The organism is Chitinophaga sp., from assembly GCF_017745275.1.
Lineage (GTDB): Bacteria > Bacteroidota > Bacteroidia > Chitinophagales > Chitinophagaceae > Chitinophaga.
Window position 1 is genome coordinate 159,969 of sequence record NZ_JAGHZS010000011.1, and the last position, 16,690, is coordinate 176,658.

The 16,690-nt window shown below is 46.6% G+C and carries 12 protein-coding genes; 3 read left to right on the forward strand and 9 right to left on the reverse strand.

Annotation, left to right across the window (positions count from 1 at the left end; all coding sequences use genetic code 11):
• Positions 1-12 precede the first annotated feature (12 nt).
• Both J7623_RS29635 and J7623_RS29640 read left to right on the forward strand, forming a co-directional pair.
• The gene (locus J7623_RS29635) at positions 13-1,245 is read left to right on the forward strand and encodes a TlpA disulfide reductase family protein (RefSeq protein WP_291928277.1); all 1,233 of its coding nucleotides are present in this window, start codon (positions 13-15) and stop codon (positions 1,243-1,245) included.
• Positions 1,246-1,260: 15 nt separating this feature from the next.
• Positions 1,261-2,433 carry an AhpC/TSA family protein gene (locus J7623_RS29640; RefSeq protein WP_291928280.1) on the forward strand — a complete coding sequence of 391 codons (1,173 nt, stop codon included), beginning with the start codon at positions 1,261-1,263 and terminating at the stop codon, positions 2,431-2,433.
• Positions 2,434-2,502: 69 nt separating this feature from the next.
• On the opposite strand, the gene J7623_RS29645 is transcribed toward J7623_RS29640, so the two are convergent.
• Entirely contained in the window at positions 2,503-4,521 is a 2,019-nt protein-coding gene (locus J7623_RS29645; RefSeq protein WP_291928282.1) for a hypothetical protein, read from the reverse strand.
• Positions 4,522-4,687: 166 nt separating this feature from the next.
• On the opposite strand from J7623_RS29645, the gene J7623_RS29650 reads away from it, so the two are divergent.
• Entirely contained in the window at positions 4,688-5,095 is a 408-nt protein-coding gene (locus tag J7623_RS29650; protein WP_291928285.1) for a hypothetical protein, read from the forward strand.
• Positions 5,096-5,109: 14 nt separating this feature from the next.
• Here J7623_RS29650 and J7623_RS29655 read toward each other — a convergent pair whose 3' ends face one another.
• The 8 genes from J7623_RS29655 to J7623_RS29690 form a co-directional block, all read right to left on the reverse strand.
• Positions 5,110-6,357, reverse strand: a complete 1,248-nt coding sequence (locus J7623_RS29655) for an amidohydrolase family protein (protein WP_291928287.1) — start codon at positions 6,355-6,357, stop codon at positions 5,110-5,112.
• 9 nt (positions 6,358-6,366) lie between these two features.
• The gene (locus J7623_RS29660; RefSeq protein ID WP_291928290.1) at positions 6,367-7,422 is read right to left on the reverse strand and encodes a TlpA disulfide reductase family protein; all 1,056 of its coding nucleotides are present in this window, start codon (positions 7,420-7,422) and stop codon (positions 6,367-6,369) included.
• 59 nt (positions 7,423-7,481) lie between these two features.
• Positions 7,482-8,867, reverse strand: a complete 1,386-nt coding sequence (locus tag J7623_RS29665) for a RagB/SusD family nutrient uptake outer membrane protein (protein ID WP_291928292.1) — start codon at positions 8,865-8,867, stop codon at positions 7,482-7,484.
• Between the two features lie 11 nt (positions 8,868-8,878).
• Positions 8,879-12,403 (reverse strand): SusC/RagA family TonB-linked outer membrane protein, encoded by a 3,525-nt coding sequence (locus tag J7623_RS29670; protein WP_291928294.1) that lies wholly within the window; start codon positions 12,401-12,403, stop codon positions 8,879-8,881.
• Between the two features lie 24 nt (positions 12,404-12,427).
• Positions 12,428-13,441 (reverse strand): FecR domain-containing protein, encoded by a 1,014-nt coding sequence (locus tag J7623_RS29675; RefSeq protein WP_291928296.1) that lies wholly within the window; start codon positions 13,439-13,441, stop codon positions 12,428-12,430.
• A 42-nt stretch (positions 13,442-13,483) separates the two neighbouring features.
• Positions 13,484-14,101 (reverse strand): sigma-70 family RNA polymerase sigma factor, encoded by a 618-nt coding sequence (locus J7623_RS29680; RefSeq protein ID WP_291928299.1) that lies wholly within the window; start codon positions 14,099-14,101, stop codon positions 13,484-13,486.
• A gap of 161 nt (positions 14,102-14,262) precedes the next feature.
• The gene (locus J7623_RS29685) at positions 14,263-15,396 is read right to left on the reverse strand and encodes a family 20 glycosylhydrolase (protein WP_291928302.1); all 1,134 of its coding nucleotides are present in this window, start codon (positions 15,394-15,396) and stop codon (positions 14,263-14,265) included.
• Between the two features lie 2 nt (positions 15,397-15,398).
• Positions 15,399-16,679, reverse strand: a complete 1,281-nt coding sequence (locus tag J7623_RS29690) for an IPT/TIG domain-containing protein (protein WP_291928307.1) — start codon at positions 16,677-16,679, stop codon at positions 15,399-15,401.
• Between the last annotated feature and the right edge of the window lie 11 nt (positions 16,680-16,690).

Genomic DNA, 16,690 nt, shown 5'->3' on the forward strand with positions numbered 1-16,690 from the left:
AAACTAATAGAGATGAAAAAAACAATGCTGAAATTTTGCGCACCGCTGCTCCTGCTTGCCGCTCCTGCAGCCGTGATCGCACAACAAAACAAAATCGTAAAAGCCATCACTGTAAATGGTAGCGTGGAATTTACCGATCCTAGACAGGAGGTTAACAAAGTATATCTGTCCAAAGACAATTTGAAAGGAAAACCTGTGGTGGTAGACTCCTGCGTAGTAAGCAAAGACAATACCTTCTCCTTTAAAATCAAACAAGATCACCAGGGCATTTATATCATCAACGCCATGAACTGGGACCGTGCTACCTTCTGGAGCGACGCCGATGTAAAAGTAGCGATGAGAGGTTATGATACAGCCCGGTACAAAGTAAAAATACCTCACTACAATTACGTGGAAGGATCTTACGATAATAACTTCATCAACCTGTCTACACTAAACAACGAATTGGGCTATCGCAGATTGATTGATGAATATAACATGGAGTACTATGCAAAGAAAGCAACAGATACTACCTGGTACGACTATATGAAAAATCATAAGAAGTACAACCCAATGCGTGAAGATAATAACATCCGCGAGGAAATACTGGTAAAATGCTACGCAGACCGCCCGGTAATGGTGTATGCCATACGTGGCATGGCAGGGACAGAAGCTGGCGAAAAATATGATAACGCCATGAAGATGCTCGATAAGCTGATGGCCCGTTACCCGTGGTTAACAGAAGCAAAGGATTTAAAACAAACCATCATTACCAACAAAGCACAAGCTATGCGCCTGAAATCAGGCCAGCCTATGCCTGCTGTACAATATCCTGACGCCGACGGGAAACTGGCCGGACTGGAAAAATACAAAGGCAAATACCTGCTGGTTGACTTCTGGGCAAGCTGGTGCGGACCATGCAGACAAGCGATTCCAAAAGTAAAGGAACTGTATAGCAACTACAAAGACAAAGGCTTCGAAGTAGTGAGCATTTCTATTGACACCGATAAAAATGCGTGGAAAAAAGCCATGAAGGAAGAAGCGATGCCATGGGACCAAATGCTGAGTGACAACAAAGATAAAACCATGGAGCAATTCCAGTTTTCCGGCATTCCTACCATGTACCTGGTAGACCGCGAAGGAAAAATCATAGAACGCATTACAGGCTATACCGAGGAAGCAGATGCTAAAATAAAGGAAACCTTGAATAAAGGCGCTAAAGCAGCACCAGCTCAAGGCGGTGCTGTAAAAATGATGGGATTCTAAAATCATACACCAACCATGAAAAAAAACACCCTCCTAATGGCCGGCAGCTTGCTGCTGGCCTCTTTTCTCCCCGCAGCGGCGCAGAAAAGCTACAAAGTAACCGCCCGCATTAAAGGACAGGGCGACTATAAACTGAGTTTGTCTTATGTTACCGCAGATGGTCACAAAATAGATACGCCGATCTCTCACAACGGCGACGAGTTTGTATTTTCCGGCAATGTAAACGAACCTGTAATAGCCACTTTCTCCAGCCGCCATCCGGCCAGCAAATTTGAATTTGTGAAAGGCGGTATGTTTATGCCTGCACCTAACCTGGAAATTATCCTGTCGGATAAAACCAATGTGCAGATCACTGGTGATGCGGAAGAGTTGTACAAGGCTACTGTAAAAGGCGATAAGGCCAATACAGAAATGAATGCTTTCCGGCAAAAAGAAATGCCACTCACATCGAAAGTCTGGGAACTGCGCAAAAAAGGAGCTGGCCTGCGTAAACCGGAAGATAGCGTGGCTAGAAAAGCGGTTAACGCTGAAATGCTTGCTGCCAATGAAGAACTCATTGCTATGAACAAACAGTTTGTGGCCAGTCATCCTAATTCATTTCTCAGCGTGAGCTTACTCACCAGGCTGCAAAGCGATTTTGATCCTGCGGCGTATGAACAGGCTTTCAATAAACTGAGCAACACGTATAAAAATACTTATCTCGGTAAATACCTGTCGTCACGCATCACCGGTGCCAAAGCTACCAGCGAAGGCGCCGTGATCAACTTCAACAAAAAAGATAACCAGGGAAATATCTTTTCACTGTCTTCCCTCCGGGGGAAATACGTATTGCTCGACTTCTGGGGCAGTTGGTGCGGCCCCTGCAGAGCCAGTCATCCTCACCTGAAAGAAATATACGCAAAGTATAAAGACAAAGGACTCGAAATCGTTGGCATTGCAGATGAAAAATCCGACGACATTAACGACGCAAAAGCGCTATGGTTAAAAGCGATTAAAGATGATGGTATCAACTGGATACAGGTACTAAATAACTACGACAAAGCCACCAACAACCTGGCCATGTCCTATGGTATTACCGGGTTTCCCACCAAAATATTGCTGGATAAAAATGGTAAAGTACTATTCAAACTCGTTGGCAACGGCGGTGATGAACTGGATCAAAAACTAAAAGCCGCTCTCGGCATTTAATAATAAAGGTGTACCGGCATTACCCGGTACACCCTTTTATCGTAAGCCCCCTCAGGCATTACCTGCTGATTATTTCACCGGCGTTAGTTCCAACACTTTCACTTCAAATGGCGCCAGCTCCATTGTAATTTTCTCCTCACTATCCATGTTACCCACACCTGTATTATTGACCACATTAAAGGCCGAAAAACGCGTTCGATAGCTCTCCGGCAATTCTAATACTTCCTTTAACCGAAAAGTAATTTTTGTGGTTTGGGCAGATGGATTCCGCCATGTTAACGTTCCCTCCTTTGGGTTCCATGCCGCAAAGCCATAAGCTTCTCCCTTACCGGGGTCGCCGCCTACCCAGTGTACATCGGATAATACGTCCCGGTGTTGTGCAGACCACTTCATTCCTTTCGCCAATACATCCCAGCCACTTTTAGTCATCAGGTGCGGATTAATATACAACTCCTGCATACCGGTACCATTACCGAAAAAAGCCCATACATCTTCCGTCAGCCCCGCATCATCATTCGTAAACGAAGCTCCCAGGCCATTTTCATTATTCACTACAATGCCATGATACATCAACGCATTGAGTGGATATAGCCGTGACCGTTGTACTACGTTTTTATATACTTCCGCATCGCGGTAGTTCACCCATTGTTGTCTTTTGGTCCCTGCGCCCAGTAAGCCCATATCCTCTCCTGCCCTCCAGATGGCATCGCCATAGCTAAGCCAATAGGGAGAAGGCCAGGTACCTACTGTGAGATTAAAATACAGGTCCGGCTTTATTTTGCGCAAACCGGTTATCACCCGCAGAAAAGATTCCACATCTTTGGCGTACTTCTCTCCTGCTCCTCCTACTCCGTTACCGGCGCCTACTCCATCAAATTTAAAACTCACTACACCCTGGTGTTGCACAAAGCCCCTGGTGAGTTGCATGAAATAATCAAAGTAATGCGGGTCCGCTAAACTTAAGCCATTATCGTTTGGTGTAAATGGCAAATGCAGCTTTTCAATACTCGCCAGGCGACTGATCTTTTCCTGGTCGTAACCTCCCCAGGGAGATACCCACACGCCCATAGCTGCATGATACTGCCGGGCTAACGCTTCCATCTTCTTAAAACCATTTGGTAACTTGCTACTGAAGTACCAGAGCCGGTTATAATCATCCCAGCCACTATCCCACAAAAAAGCGCTCATCTTCGCTTTACGCTTTACCACCAGGCTATCACCAAACAGCCGGATGCGATCCAACGCATTTGCTTCCGTAATTTCGCGGCCATCATATCCTACGTCATACCAGGAGTTATAATGTGGAAATACGCGATAAGGTACCGCCCTTATTTTCTCGAGGTAAGTTAGAAAACCCCGGCGAAGTTGCTCCGCAGGCGTTACACCCCAGGCGACACTAATGTCGAAACCGTCGCCAGAGCGCAGTGTAGCCGACGCGGCAATGCCAGATTGCGTCATCGCCGCACTCTCCTCCTGGTGTGCCATCGGATGTTCGATTGCAAAAAACAGGTTGCCTACCAACACCGGCGAACCATCTACCACACCGGAAAGCACCGGCTTTGCCGTTGCAGGAATATTTACCAGCGATAAATCTTTAAGGCTATGCTGTGGGTCTGTAAAGTGAAAATGTTGCTGAATAAAATTGCAATGGTCATGTAACACAATGCGCCACACTATACTGATGCGATGCGTTTTGTTAAACAACCCGAACACCAACTCTTTCCCCGGTAAGCGATCTACCCCGCGGATCGCCGCCGGCGCTGCTGTTACGGCTTGTTCCCTGCGACTGACCACCGCAAAATCCGATGGGTACAAAGTGCTGCCATCATTTAACTTTAAGGCGAACAACTGGTTAGCTGCCAGTTGCACCTGCGTGGATAGTAGCTTATCGCGGAATGTTACCGGGCCCAATTGCGTTTTTACCTCTCCCAGGTTTACTTCCAGGATATCATTTCCCAACACGTTCCTGCCGGGTACAATTACGGCCTTCGCCGGCGCTTTGCCGGCATAAAATACCTGCGCCGATACGGGCTGTTGCGTGGCCAGCAGGAACACCAGCGCCAGGCTGCCCATCAAATTATTTTTCATACAGCATCTGTTGAACAGGATAATGTTAACAGATTTTACCCAAAAATACCGGAACAAACGATTGCGTGAATTCATTGGCCTGATACGCCATTAAAGTTGTCTTGTTCACCCCGTATATGAACCAACAATACCAGCTACCTTTAGGGAACTACTAAACCATCACATCATGGAAACCATTACCCTGGAACACGACATAGAAGTATTTTATGTGCAGGCAGATTCCTTTCCAATGGGCATCCAGGCAGCTTTCGAAAAACTAACGGCATTGCCTGGAAATATGACCGGTAGACATTTATATGGGATCTCCCGTCCTGAAGGCGGGCATGGCATCATTTACAGGGCCGCTGCAGCGGCGAAAACACCCGGGGAAGGCGCCCAGTATGGGCTGCAGAGTTTTACGATCCGGAAAGGGACTTATATCAGCGAAATACTGCCGCAGTATCAGCAGCACCTGATGGAGGTAACTCCTACTTTTGAACGGTTGTTGGGCACACCTGGTATTGATCCACAGGGTTATTGCCTGGAAGACTATTTCAACGATACGGATATACGCTGTATGGTACCGCTGAAATAGTGACTCTATAACAGTTACCAACGCAACACTTTTCCATCTTTTATCACTACCGCGGGCGTAAACAGTGCAGATATATTCGTATAAGGGTCTACGTTAGTGATCAGCAAATCAGCGCGTTTACCGGCACGTACCACACCGCGATCCTGTAACCCTACAACGCCAGCGCTGTTAAGGGTTGCGCACTGAATTACTTCAGCTGTAGTTAATCCACACTTATTCACCAGCAATGCCATTTCCTGTTCCAAAGGTACTTCTTCATTCTTCTCAGGATATATCCAATCAGTACCGGTAACAATTTTTACGCCCAGTTGATGTGCCATACGCGTAATCGTCAGCGCATTCCACATTTTATTGTTGGTGGCGTGAAAGATAGTAGGGTCCAGGAAAATATGCCGCTGCTGCATGCCCTGTAACAGTTTACGTTGTACCAACGTATCCAGTACAAAGTGCTTGTAGATCTGTTCCCATGATTTACTGACGTTCAAGGTATCTCCTTTAAGCTGCTGAAAACAAAGATCAGCGGCATGGGATAAGCTATTCACACCTGCCGCCACACCATCAGCAGGTTTGGCAGGGAACACCGCACCATGACTCCATACCTGTATCCCTTGCGCATGCGCTGCTTCGGTAATAGCCGCTATTTGTTTCCTGGTAAGATCTGCATATACTTTAATCCCTGTAACGCCCGCACCTTTGGCTTCAGCAACAGCTAACCGCAAATCCGTTCCCGGTGTAACAGCGCGATACCAGGGAGTAGTACCGAGGTCTTTATCTCCACGGGAGCCTCCTTTGACCATCTCAAAATAACCAGGCCCGGCAAACTGCGCCGCATAAAAGATATCGGGTCCTGCCAGTTGCCCCGTGACCGTTTTTCTTTTGTACTCAGCCAGGAAAATAGCATCACCGGCCATATCCCGCACCGTGGTAATACCATGGCGGATCATGTTTTCCAGGATACTGTCTGTTTTTAGATGCATACCCTTCTGATCATTCATATCTACGGTAGCCAGGTGTACGTGGGCATCCATCAGGCCCGGTGTAATAAACTGACCTGTACAATCTATCACCGTTAATTGCTCATCAGGTACAGCACCATCTTCAATAATTTTTTCGATCATTCCATGGCGCACAAGGATAGACCCTTTACGGGGCTTTACCGCTGCATCCCCATCAATGATGGTGGCATTTTTCAGTAACAACTGCGCACGGGTGTATGGCGCGAAGCCCAACACCGCGAGCAATAACAATACACATGTTTTCATAAAAAGTATTTATAATTTTTCCAGGTCAGCCACTTCAATATGTTGCTGAATAATGGTGCCGTTTTTATCAACCAGGAAAGTAGCGGGCAACGATTGTACTTTGTATTGTTTCACAAAATCGCTGTTCATACCATGAGGACTTAACAACTGTGTCCATGGAATATTATCTGCTGCCACCGCTTTCTCCCACAGCTCTTTTTTCTCATCTACAGAAACAGATACGAAGCCAATTCCTTTTTTATGAAACTTGTCGTACAAGGGAGCCAGTTTGCGGTTGGTAGCACGGCAAGGCGTACACCACGAGGCCCATACATCCAGTAATACATATTGATGCTGTTTAAACAAGCTATCTAACGACACATGGCTACCATTCATAGCCGGCAGCGAAAATACAGGCGCTTTTTTTCCGGTCATATTAAAGGCAGCAGCGGCCTTTTGTTTCTCTGCCAACAACTGGTAAGTGCTTTGAGCAGCGGCTTGCCGCTGAAATGCCGGCACCAGCTTTTCGAGGTTATCCGGCGACCACGCAAAGGCATAGTAATAGCCCATCCAGGCACCGGCTAAATTACCGGCATTGCTCAACACAAAAGCCAGTCTCTTTTGGTTTACTTTTTCTGCATACCGGTTACTTGCTGCATTGGCTTTTAACTTTTCATCGAGATTAGATGCGGTTTCGTGTTTATGTCCCCATTCATTCCAGGCTTTCTCATCCGGTTTAATGGACTTTTCAAAATCACTCCATTTCTTTTGCAGCGCACCACCGTTAACTAACACCGCAGTATCTTTGGTTACGTTAATAGTTACCTTCTCTCCTTCTTCCAACCAAACAGCATCCACAAAAGGCTTACGCAAACGAACGGAGTATACACCTGCACCGGTGGGTAGTGTATAAGTAACAGTACCACCGGAAAGCCGCAGCGTGTCTATCAACTGCCGCGTGGGCCACTCCCGGTAAATGGTTACTTTTTCATTTTCTGCATGCAGGGCAGTGGTAAAAGTCAACTGCTGTGCGTGGGCGGTAGCGCTGAGCAACAACCCCACGGAAAGAACGCTTAATAATTTCATATCCGGTTTTTAAAAAAGGCTGACTAAAAAAGGTTTTAGTCAGCCTTGTGATCAGGTGATTACCTGGGATTTTGTATAATGGCTGGATTTATGGTAATAATTTTCGGTGCAATCTGCAGCAGGTAGCAGGAACTATTCGCCGCAAGGGTATAAGTCGTTCCTTTATAACTGCGGGTCAGGTCCTTTTTGAAGCGGGAATCCCGGTTTAATCTCTTCAGGTCAAACCAACGCACGCCGTGATACATCAGTTCTCTTCTTCTTTCCTGCAGCACCTGCACCAGGGCTTCGTCCGCTGTAGCAGCCGTCAGCGCAGTATACTCAGCAGGCTTAAATCTTTTTTGACGAAGGGTATTCAGCAGATCGATCGCTTCGTCTTTACTATTGTTACGCGCCAGGCATTCTGCCTTTATCAGCATCATTTCCGGTACGCCTATGCTGTAATTGATATAGTTACCAAAATAATCAGGATAAGGGTTAACAGGAGAAGAGGCACTTCTCAGAATTCTGGTAAAGGAATATACGTAACGCAGGTCCTTCTCTCCCAAAATCCCCAGTAAATCCGGGCTGATCATAAAGCGGGTGATAATGCCACTCAGACTGGTGGTCCTGGACAAAATATTCTCCGGATTAGCGTCTACTGTAGGAAGTCCCTTTAAACCGCTATAGGGTTTTGCCGGGTTGATAAAGCTGATAGTATTGTAATCCAGCAGGGTATTTTTCAATGCCAGCGCGGCTGAAGAAGCCTTTAATGCCTGCTCATAGTTACCCATGAACAGGTATACTCTCGCCTGCAGGGCATAGGCCCCTGCCTTACCCGGGTGCACATAATTCCTACCCATATCAGGTAACCCACTTTCAGCCAGTGCTTCAGATAAATCTTTGACCACCTGGTTGAGCACTTCCTGCACGGTAGCCCGTTGGGTTTTAGCTTCCAGATCGGGTTTCAGCAACAGCGGCACTGCCAGGTCAGTATTGGCCGTGGCAGCCTGGTAATCGTTGCCGAATAAGTTGGCCAGGTGGAAATAACAAAAAGCACGGTGAATTTTCGCCTCTGCGGTAATGCGGCTTACACTTTCCGGAGTACCATCCTTTGCTGTTCCTATTTCCTGTAACACCAGGTTACAGTTATAGATATTACGATACAAGCCGTTCCACTCCCCATCATCTTCTGTTGCCCGGAACAGGTCCTTCGCCCAAAGATAGCTCCTGGAGCTACGTCCGTCTCCCAGCAAACCCATTCCCTCATCGGTATAGGCTACATCATCCGTCATCATTTCTTCATATCCATAACAGGCATCCGCTATCAGCGGATCATTCATAAACAGTTCATATTCTGCTACTGTTTTAGGTAAGAACTTTCCTTTAGGGGTAACGTCCAGGAATTTTTTACAGCCGCTGGAAAACAGCACCAGCATCGTTATCGAATATATTGCTAACTTTTTCATGATCTCTTTTTTTACAGTTCAACACGAATTGTAATCGTTGTTACCTTAGGTTCAGGTAAGTAATATCCGCCATTCATCGGATCGATGGCTTCCGGATCTATACCGTATTTATTCTTCTTCCATAAGGCCACATTATTCATCTGCGCAATCAGGTGTACGCCCCTCAGCACAGTACCTTTCAGCAAAGAAGCCGGTAAATTATAGCCTAACTGTATTTCACGTAAACGAATATAATCACCCGGAATCACGCTGTTGGAAGAATACTGCATGACACGTTCTCTTCCATCATAGAAATCAGCCGGATCGAATGACGGGGTGATAGCAGCAATATCTGTTTTGGCTTCATCACCTGGTTTACGCCAGCGGTCTTTGACCTGGTAATTCAGGGAATTGGAGAAAGCATAACCATACATATCAGGCATTTCACGGCGAAGCACATTACCAAAATTGAACGTAGTAAGCGCGCTCGCAAAAAATCCGCGATAAGTAAATACGTTGGTAAAACCTCCTGAGAAAGGTGCACGATAAGTACCACTATGCACCAGCGAAGAAAACTGGGCTACTTTTACCTTCTCCCCTTTATCGCCATATACCTGCGGGTTACCATGATCGTCCAGTCCGGCCCATTGGTAACTCCACAGCGATTCCCGTGCATATCCTTCTACATACTGTGAGGTGCCGGACACCCGGTTCAATTCAGGATTACCATCCGGTATTTTGTTATCGAGGATCACATTCCTGTTATAGGCAGCATTCAAACGGCTGTTCCATTTAAACTGCCTGGTTTCAATGATATTGCCCTGTACAGCCAGTTCAATACCTTTATTCCTCATTTTGGCTGCATTAATTCTCATATTGGTAAAGCCCACGGTTGGATCCAGGGTATACGTTCCCAACAAGTCATAGCCATACTTATTATACAGGTCAACGCTTACCTGTAAACGACCATCATACATTGCAAGATCTGCTCCCAGGTTGACAGTACGGGTTCTTTCCCAACGCAGCTTGGGATTGTAACTGTTTACCCTCGCATAAAATTCATTGAGTTTGGCAGAAAAAAAGCGGTTAGCTACCAGCAAAGGAGTGGTGGTACGGTCAAAGTTCCCGGTTAGACCAACAGAACCACGCAACTTCAACATGCTGACATTAGGTACATGGAAAAAGGATGCTCTTGCCATATCCCAGGCGCCACCTAATGACCATAACGGCGTACGGCGATATTTAGGGTCCGCACCAAACAGGTTGGACTGGTCTACCCGATAACTACCGGTAATGGTATAACGATCATTGTAAGTATAGGCACCGGTTCCATAGTAAGATCTTTGTCTTTCGTCATTATAGGAAAACAGGTCATTCCTCGTGGCATCATATACCGGGATAGAACGGCCGTTCCACCATTTCAGCGTATTACTCAGCAACATTTTCTGGTCAACCGGCTGCCAGCTCTGTAAGTCATCATTATAGCCAAATTTAGTGGCAGTAAATCCTTCGTTGATGTAACGTTTCACCTCTGTACCCACCACAAAATTCACAAAATGCTTACCCCGGAACAGGTTGGTGTATTGCAGCTGGGAACGGAAAGCCCAGTTGTTATTGGTATATTCCGACTGGTTCAAACGATCTCCCTGTGGCAGGTTGTAAACTGCTTTGTTATTGGCATCCAGGGTGGTAAATTGGTTGATATAGTTGCGGTTATCATAGGAGTCCTTCGACACCAGGTCCCTACCACTCTGCTTCATCCGGTCGTACAGGAATCCGGCATTCAGTGTCAGCCCTTTGATAATTTTCCATTCACCGCCGATATTAGTTCTTAACCCGAAGTTCTTACTCCGGTTATTGGATAACCTCGCGTCCTGCAATAAATTCCGGCCATTTTCCAAATATCCCAGTGGTTTCAGCTCATCGTTCGCTGCTTTATTAAAAGACGTATAGTCGTACAGGTAATTACCGCTGGCATCCACCAGCAATTGATAAGGCGCCAGCTGTTGTATATTTCCACTGATATTCGGCGCTGTTCGCAGATCCTGGAATACGCCATTGATATCTACATTGAAACGCAGGTTGGGATTCAGTTCAAAATCGCCACGGGTATTCAGCTGCATAGACTCGGTTTTATCTGTGATATACACAGACTTTCCTTTATCATAAGAACCGGATACCATAAAGCGATATCCTTTACCACCGCCGGAAAGAGACAGGTAATGATTTTGACGAACGCCGGTACGAAGTAACAAATCACTCACCTGTGAGCGGTTAGAGATGCTACCCAGTGAATCCCTTTTACGATTGTATTCTGCGTCGGTAATCAGGCCTTTATCCAATTGGAAAAGGAGATCAAAAGAAGGAGAATACCCGGTAGATGATCCTTCGAAGATCTCCGGCATAATAAATCCTTTGTCGTACAATTCTTTATCATAATCCACGAGGTCTGCACTGTTAGCACGCTTCAACGTGGAATAATCCGGGCGTTGCGTGAAGTACATATTGGTAGCGTAGTTCACTTTCAGCTTTCCTTCCTTACCTCTTTTTGTGGTTACCACAATTACGCCATTGGATGCCTGCGCCCCCCAGATAGCCGCTGCAGCAGCATCTTTCAGCACATCCACTTTTTCCACATCATTCATATTATCGGGTAACTGGTTCACCGGGAAACCGTCTACGATAATCAACGGTGCGCTACGTTCTGTTTGAATAGCACTACCACCACGCACCTGGATGTTAATACCATTCTGGTGACGGTCTTTACTACTGCCGGTATAACCCGTGGCCAGTGTTAATCCTGAAATGCTTCCTTCCAGTAAACTGGTGAGCGACTGGCTGCCCCGGCGTTGTATTTCTGCGCTGCCAATCTGGGAATAGGCGCCGGTAGTGTTTTTCCGTGCCAGCGATTGATACCCCGTAGAGATCACTACTTCCGGGATATTGCGTAAAGATTGACGCAACGTAACATTGATCATGCTTCTGTCGCCTGCTTCCAGTTCACTGGTTTCATAGCCTACACAACTGATGCTCAGTTGTGCCTCGTTTGTTTTGAGCTTCATGGAAAAATATCCTTTCCCATCCGTGATAGCAGCGTTGGTGCTGCCGGCTTCCCGGATGGTCACCCCTGCATTATACACAATGGCATCTCCTTCATAAAGGCCGATACGGCCACGGATAATACGTTCGGTCAATGCGGGTGTGGCAGTAGTCACGCGGCTCACACTGATCATATTATCATTCCGGCGAAACGCATAACGATAATTAATGGTCAGGTACTGTAATACTTCTTCCAGCGATTTTTCACCGGCAGGAATGCTAATGGTTTCATTGGCATGAATAGCAGAACCGGCGTAAAAAAAACGGACTTTATACAAGGCCGACAGGCTGCGAAACGCCTTCTCAGCAGGAACCTTTTCCAAAGCCACCTGCTTTTTTTCCTGCGCCTGCGCGGGCAACAACGCCAGCGTAAATGCTAACACCATCATCATCGCAAACAAGGCATGGGAATGTCTACTCGTTATCCTCGCGGATAACCGGCAAAAACGTAAATACATAATACTACGAATGGTTTTGGTTGATTATTGAATTATTACATTGGTCGAATCAATGAATTGATATTGCTTGTTTAAAGTAAAACACAGTACATCCAATACTGCTGATAATGCGTCATTCTTAAACCGTCCTGAAAAAACTTCTTTTTGCAGCGTGCTATCTTTTATTTGAATCTGAATATTATAACTGGCTTCTAGTTGCAGTAACACCTCGCTTACGGGGGTGTGGTCAAATACCATTTCCTGTGCCTTCCAGGCATTCAGGGTGGCTGCTGTAAAGGTGTGTTGCTGTTGTTTGTTTTGGTGAGACGGATCTATCAGCAGGCTTTCCGTGGGTTGCAAATAAGCCACCAGCCTGCGTATCCCGTTTTGACTGTTTTCTACCATCACCTTTCCTGTTTCCAGCAATACTTGTAATTTCCCCTGGGTGGCCGTCATGCGAAAAGCGGTGCCCAACGCAGTTACCATGTAACTACCTCCGGTTACCTGGAAGCGATGCAACGGATCAGGGGATACTTTGAAATAGGCCGTTCCGTTCAGGGCCATACTGCGGGTGCTTCTGCCGAAGGCGCTATCCAGTTGTAAACTTGTGCCATTTTCCAGCAGTACATAACTGCTATCCGGTAACACAAATCCCTGCATAGCACCACTGGTGTTGTGGTAATATAATTTGGCCGGAGCCGCTACAACAGGCAGGTTCGGCTGCTTCTGAACCGGCGAGGGGCGGAAATACCAGACCGCCGCCAGCAATAGCACCGCGGCAGCCGCCGCCGGATAATACCAGCGCATACGACGTACCGGCGCCGACGTTTCCAACAACCAGGCATCCATTTTTGCCATGGCTGCAGGCTTTTCCTTTTCTGCCACCAGCAGCCAGCCGGCAGCTTTCACCATGTCAGTGGCCTCTTCAACAATAGCAGCATACTCCGGATGCGCCGCCACCCAGTTAGTCCAATAGTTCACATCATCTTCATTCGCATGAAAACAATAATTAATAAATGACGGCTGTCCTATTAACTGGTCTACTGAAATATTGGCCATTCCCGGGTGCTTTTTCTATACAGAGGGAAAAGCGGGATGGATTTACCACAGAAAAAAAATATTTTTTTTACCCACTTCCTGACGAAGCTGTATAATGGCCCTGTGGGTAAGGTTATAGACCGTACGGAGACTGGTATTTTTGGCATCTGCAATTTGCTGGAGCGACATATTTTGGAGAAACCGGAGCTCAATCACTTCTCTTTGGGCCGGGGTTAATGTTTGTAAAGCCTGTTGTATACGGTTAAACTGTGCAGTAAAAATATCCGCGTCTTCCCGGGTGTCCGCGGAAAGGTTAATGAGGCTGCTCACATCGGTGAGCTTCTTTTCCCGCCCCCATTGTTCAATTAAACGCCGTTTAAAGGCGGTAAGCAGGTAAGCTGATACGTTGATATCGGACGACAAATTGGCCCGCTTCTCCCAGATATAAATAAAAAAATCATGTAAATGATCCTTTACAAAAGCCGTGTCGCCATCCAGCCACTTACAGCCCCAAACAAACATGCGTGAATAATATGTATCATATAATTCACGGAATGCAGCTTGTTCACCAGCACAAAATTTCATCCAGATATCGCGTTCATCAGGCATACCACATCGCCAGGCAGGCGTTTCTCTCGTATTTTGGTTGAGGCCAAAGATATATAAAAGAGCAGAAAGCATAAAGCAGAAAGCAAAAAGCTATTTTAGCGGATGATCAGAATAATCCTGCCCACAGACAAAATCCGCTCTGATCATCCGCTAAAATAGCTTTTTGCTTTCTGCTTTATGCTTTTTGCTTTCTCTTTATGCTTTTTGCTTTCCGCTTTATACTTTCTGCTCTCCTACAATTTTTCTTTCTTTCTTATTTCTGCAAACAAAGCCTTAAAAGTGTTTACGTTGGCCATAGTGCCGGGGCGTACGCCTTTCCGGCCATAATATCCATCAATAAACTCTTTCGTATTTACCCACATGGTTTCAAATATGCCCGGCATACGTTCCGCCAGTGTGCGGGAGAAGTCGGCCTGCAACGCATTTTTGCGGGCTGCATATACCTGCTCCAGTTGCGCCATCGCCGAAGATTCCTTTCCACACGAAGACGGCAATACCTGGAATCCTTTCACCGCAAAGTAGGCAGGCGTTGGAGGCGCATCTTCATACTTCCAGTCGCAGATCATAATATCCTTAGGTATCATATCTATTGCACGCGCCGTATTGTTCATACTGGCCTGCCAGGCCAGCAGGTTGGTTTCCTTACCATCTATCAGGCGATCACTCCACATCCACATCTGGCATTTTTTTTCTTTGAGATGCTGATGCAGGGCGGTCACATAAGCCCCGAACAGTTCCGCCGGATCTTTACCACCACATCGCGGACATTTATTATACCCAATGATCCAGGCCTCATCCAGGCCCACGTGAAAAGCATCTGCGCCGGTTACTTCAATCAGCTCATCTACCAACGGGAAAATGATTTTGAACAAATCAGGATGCTGCGTACACAAGCACTTGCTGTAGAAGTCGAACATGCCACCATCCTTCCAGGGCACCGGTGGATTGTAATCAGGCGACTCATCCAACTGCGGATACTTCTTCAGCAGCGGCCCTATCTCCGTTTGCTCCGACTGATGTGCCAGCAGGTTCACTGTCGGGATAAAGCGGATCTTCGCTTCTTTACAGGCCTGTACAATCTGTTTCAAATCTTCTTCCGTGATACCATTCCATTCCGCTACTTCCGGGTCAGATTTAAACTTGTAGGCCAGCTCAATTCTTAGTGCCAGCGTATTCACACCTTCCGCTACCAATGCTTTCTTTATAAAATCACAGAGCAGCGGCACATCCTGCCGTTGCGGCACACTCAACAACAATCCTTTTACGGGCAGCACGTTCCATTTAAAAGGAGCTGGCTGTTGTGCGCGCACCTGGATAAACAATAACATCAAACATCCTGCTAATACAATTTGCTTTAACCTGGTCATATTTATTCCGCTATTACTTTTCTTATCCTGTTATTATTTCTATCCAGCACATACACTACGCCGTTTTTACCTACCGCTACACCGGTAGGTGCATTAAACAGGGCCGCAGAGCCGGCGCCATCTGCAAATCCAGCGGTGCTGCCACCGATGTACGTAGTTACATCCCAGGTGTTGGCTGTGATTTTACGAATACATTGGTTGGTGTTGTTAGAAGAACCATCGCCGGTACCATTACCTGCCACAAACAAGTTGTTGTTCGCATCCAGTGCAACAGCCCACGGATAGTCGAAACGGGCATCAGCGCCTTTTCCATTTACCAACCCGGTTTGGTATGCAGCACCTGCTATCACGGTTTGTTCCCAGGTATCTGCCGCAAACTTTTTAATCATAGAGGTACCGTTTTCAGACACATACAGGTTGCCTTTATCATCTACGGCTACATCTACCGGGTAAACGAGATTTTTGATGATCTCTGTGGCGGTACCGGAAGGTGTTACCTGGAAAATACTGCCGGAGCCACGGGCGTTGGCATAATAGATATTACCATTGCGCTTGTCGATGCCTATTCCCCATGCTTCTCCCCAGGCGATGAGGGAAGTAGTGCCGTCGGCAGTAACCCTGCGGATAGTCCAATCCGCCGGATCTGCGACGATTACCGTTCCATCTTTATCAACCGCTACATCCAGCGGCAGTGAGAACTGCGCTGTTTCACCTTTTCCCTCCATATAGCCCCAGTTGCCGTTACCAGCCAGGCTGGTCACCGTACCATCCGGCGCAATTTTACGCACACGAAAGTTACCGGCGTCTGCTACATAAACATTACCTGCATCGTCCACATCCAGTCCGCATCTTCTGTTAAAATTGAAGGAGGAGAAAATACCTTTTCCATCTGAAAAGCCTGCGGCGCCATTGCCAGCCAGCGTACTTACTTTATAGGAAGTGATATACCCGAAGTCTTTTGCAGTGGTAGTTGTTTTTCCGTTAATAGTAACGGTGATTTTGCCGCTACCTGCTTTTTCCGGTATCACTACCAGGATATGATCGCCGATAACACCTTCTACCAGGGCTTTTACACCATTTACGGTTACGCTTACAGCGGCAGTATCTGTGGTGAAGTTGCTGCCATAAATAAGCACTTCTGTGCCTGCAGGTCCCGATTCAGGCGTAAATTTATCCACGATAACCGGGGCATTGTTGTCGTGCTCAAAGCCCTTGTCTTTTTTACAGGCAGCTGCCACTACTATCAGCAACAGTATCTGCAAACGATATAATATAGTTTTCATTCGTTCTTGTT

Excerpts from the sequence above, each read along its gene's own strand:
- J7623_RS29635 (WP_291928277.1), top strand. The coding sequence starts at position 13 with ATGAAAAAAACAATGCTGAAATTTTGCGCACCGCTGCTCCTGCTTGCC.
- J7623_RS29640 (WP_291928280.1), top strand. The coding sequence starts at position 1,261 with ATGAAAAAAAACACCCTCCTAATGGCCGGCAGCTTGCTGCTGGCCTCT.
- J7623_RS29645 (WP_291928282.1), bottom strand. The coding sequence starts at position 4,521 with ATGAAAAATAATTTGATGGGCAGCCTGGCGCTGGTGTTCCTGCTGGCC.
- J7623_RS29650 (WP_291928285.1), top strand. The coding sequence starts at position 4,688 with ATGGAAACCATTACCCTGGAACACGACATAGAAGTATTTTATGTGCAG.
- J7623_RS29655 (WP_291928287.1), bottom strand. The coding sequence starts at position 6,357 with ATGAAAACATGTGTATTGTTATTGCTCGCGGTGTTGGGCTTCGCGCCA.
- J7623_RS29660 (WP_291928290.1), bottom strand. The coding sequence starts at position 7,422 with ATGAAATTATTAAGCGTTCTTTCCGTGGGGTTGTTGCTCAGCGCTACC.
- J7623_RS29665 (WP_291928292.1), bottom strand. The coding sequence starts at position 8,867 with ATGAAAAAGTTAGCAATATATTCGATAACGATGCTGGTGCTGTTTTCC.
- J7623_RS29670 (WP_291928294.1), bottom strand. The coding sequence starts at position 12,403 with ATGTATTTACGTTTTTGCCGGTTATCCGCGAGGATAACGAGTAGACAT.
- J7623_RS29675 (WP_291928296.1), bottom strand. The coding sequence starts at position 13,441 with ATGGCCAATATTTCAGTAGACCAGTTAATAGGACAGCCGTCATTTATT.
- J7623_RS29680 (WP_291928299.1), bottom strand. The coding sequence starts at position 14,101 with ATGCTTTCTGCTCTTTTATATATCTTTGGCCTCAACCAAAATACGAGA.
- J7623_RS29685 (WP_291928302.1), bottom strand. The coding sequence starts at position 15,396 with ATGACCAGGTTAAAGCAAATTGTATTAGCAGGATGTTTGATGTTATTG.
- J7623_RS29690 (WP_291928307.1), bottom strand. The coding sequence starts at position 16,679 with ATGAAAACTATATTATATCGTTTGCAGATACTGTTGCTGATAGTAGTG.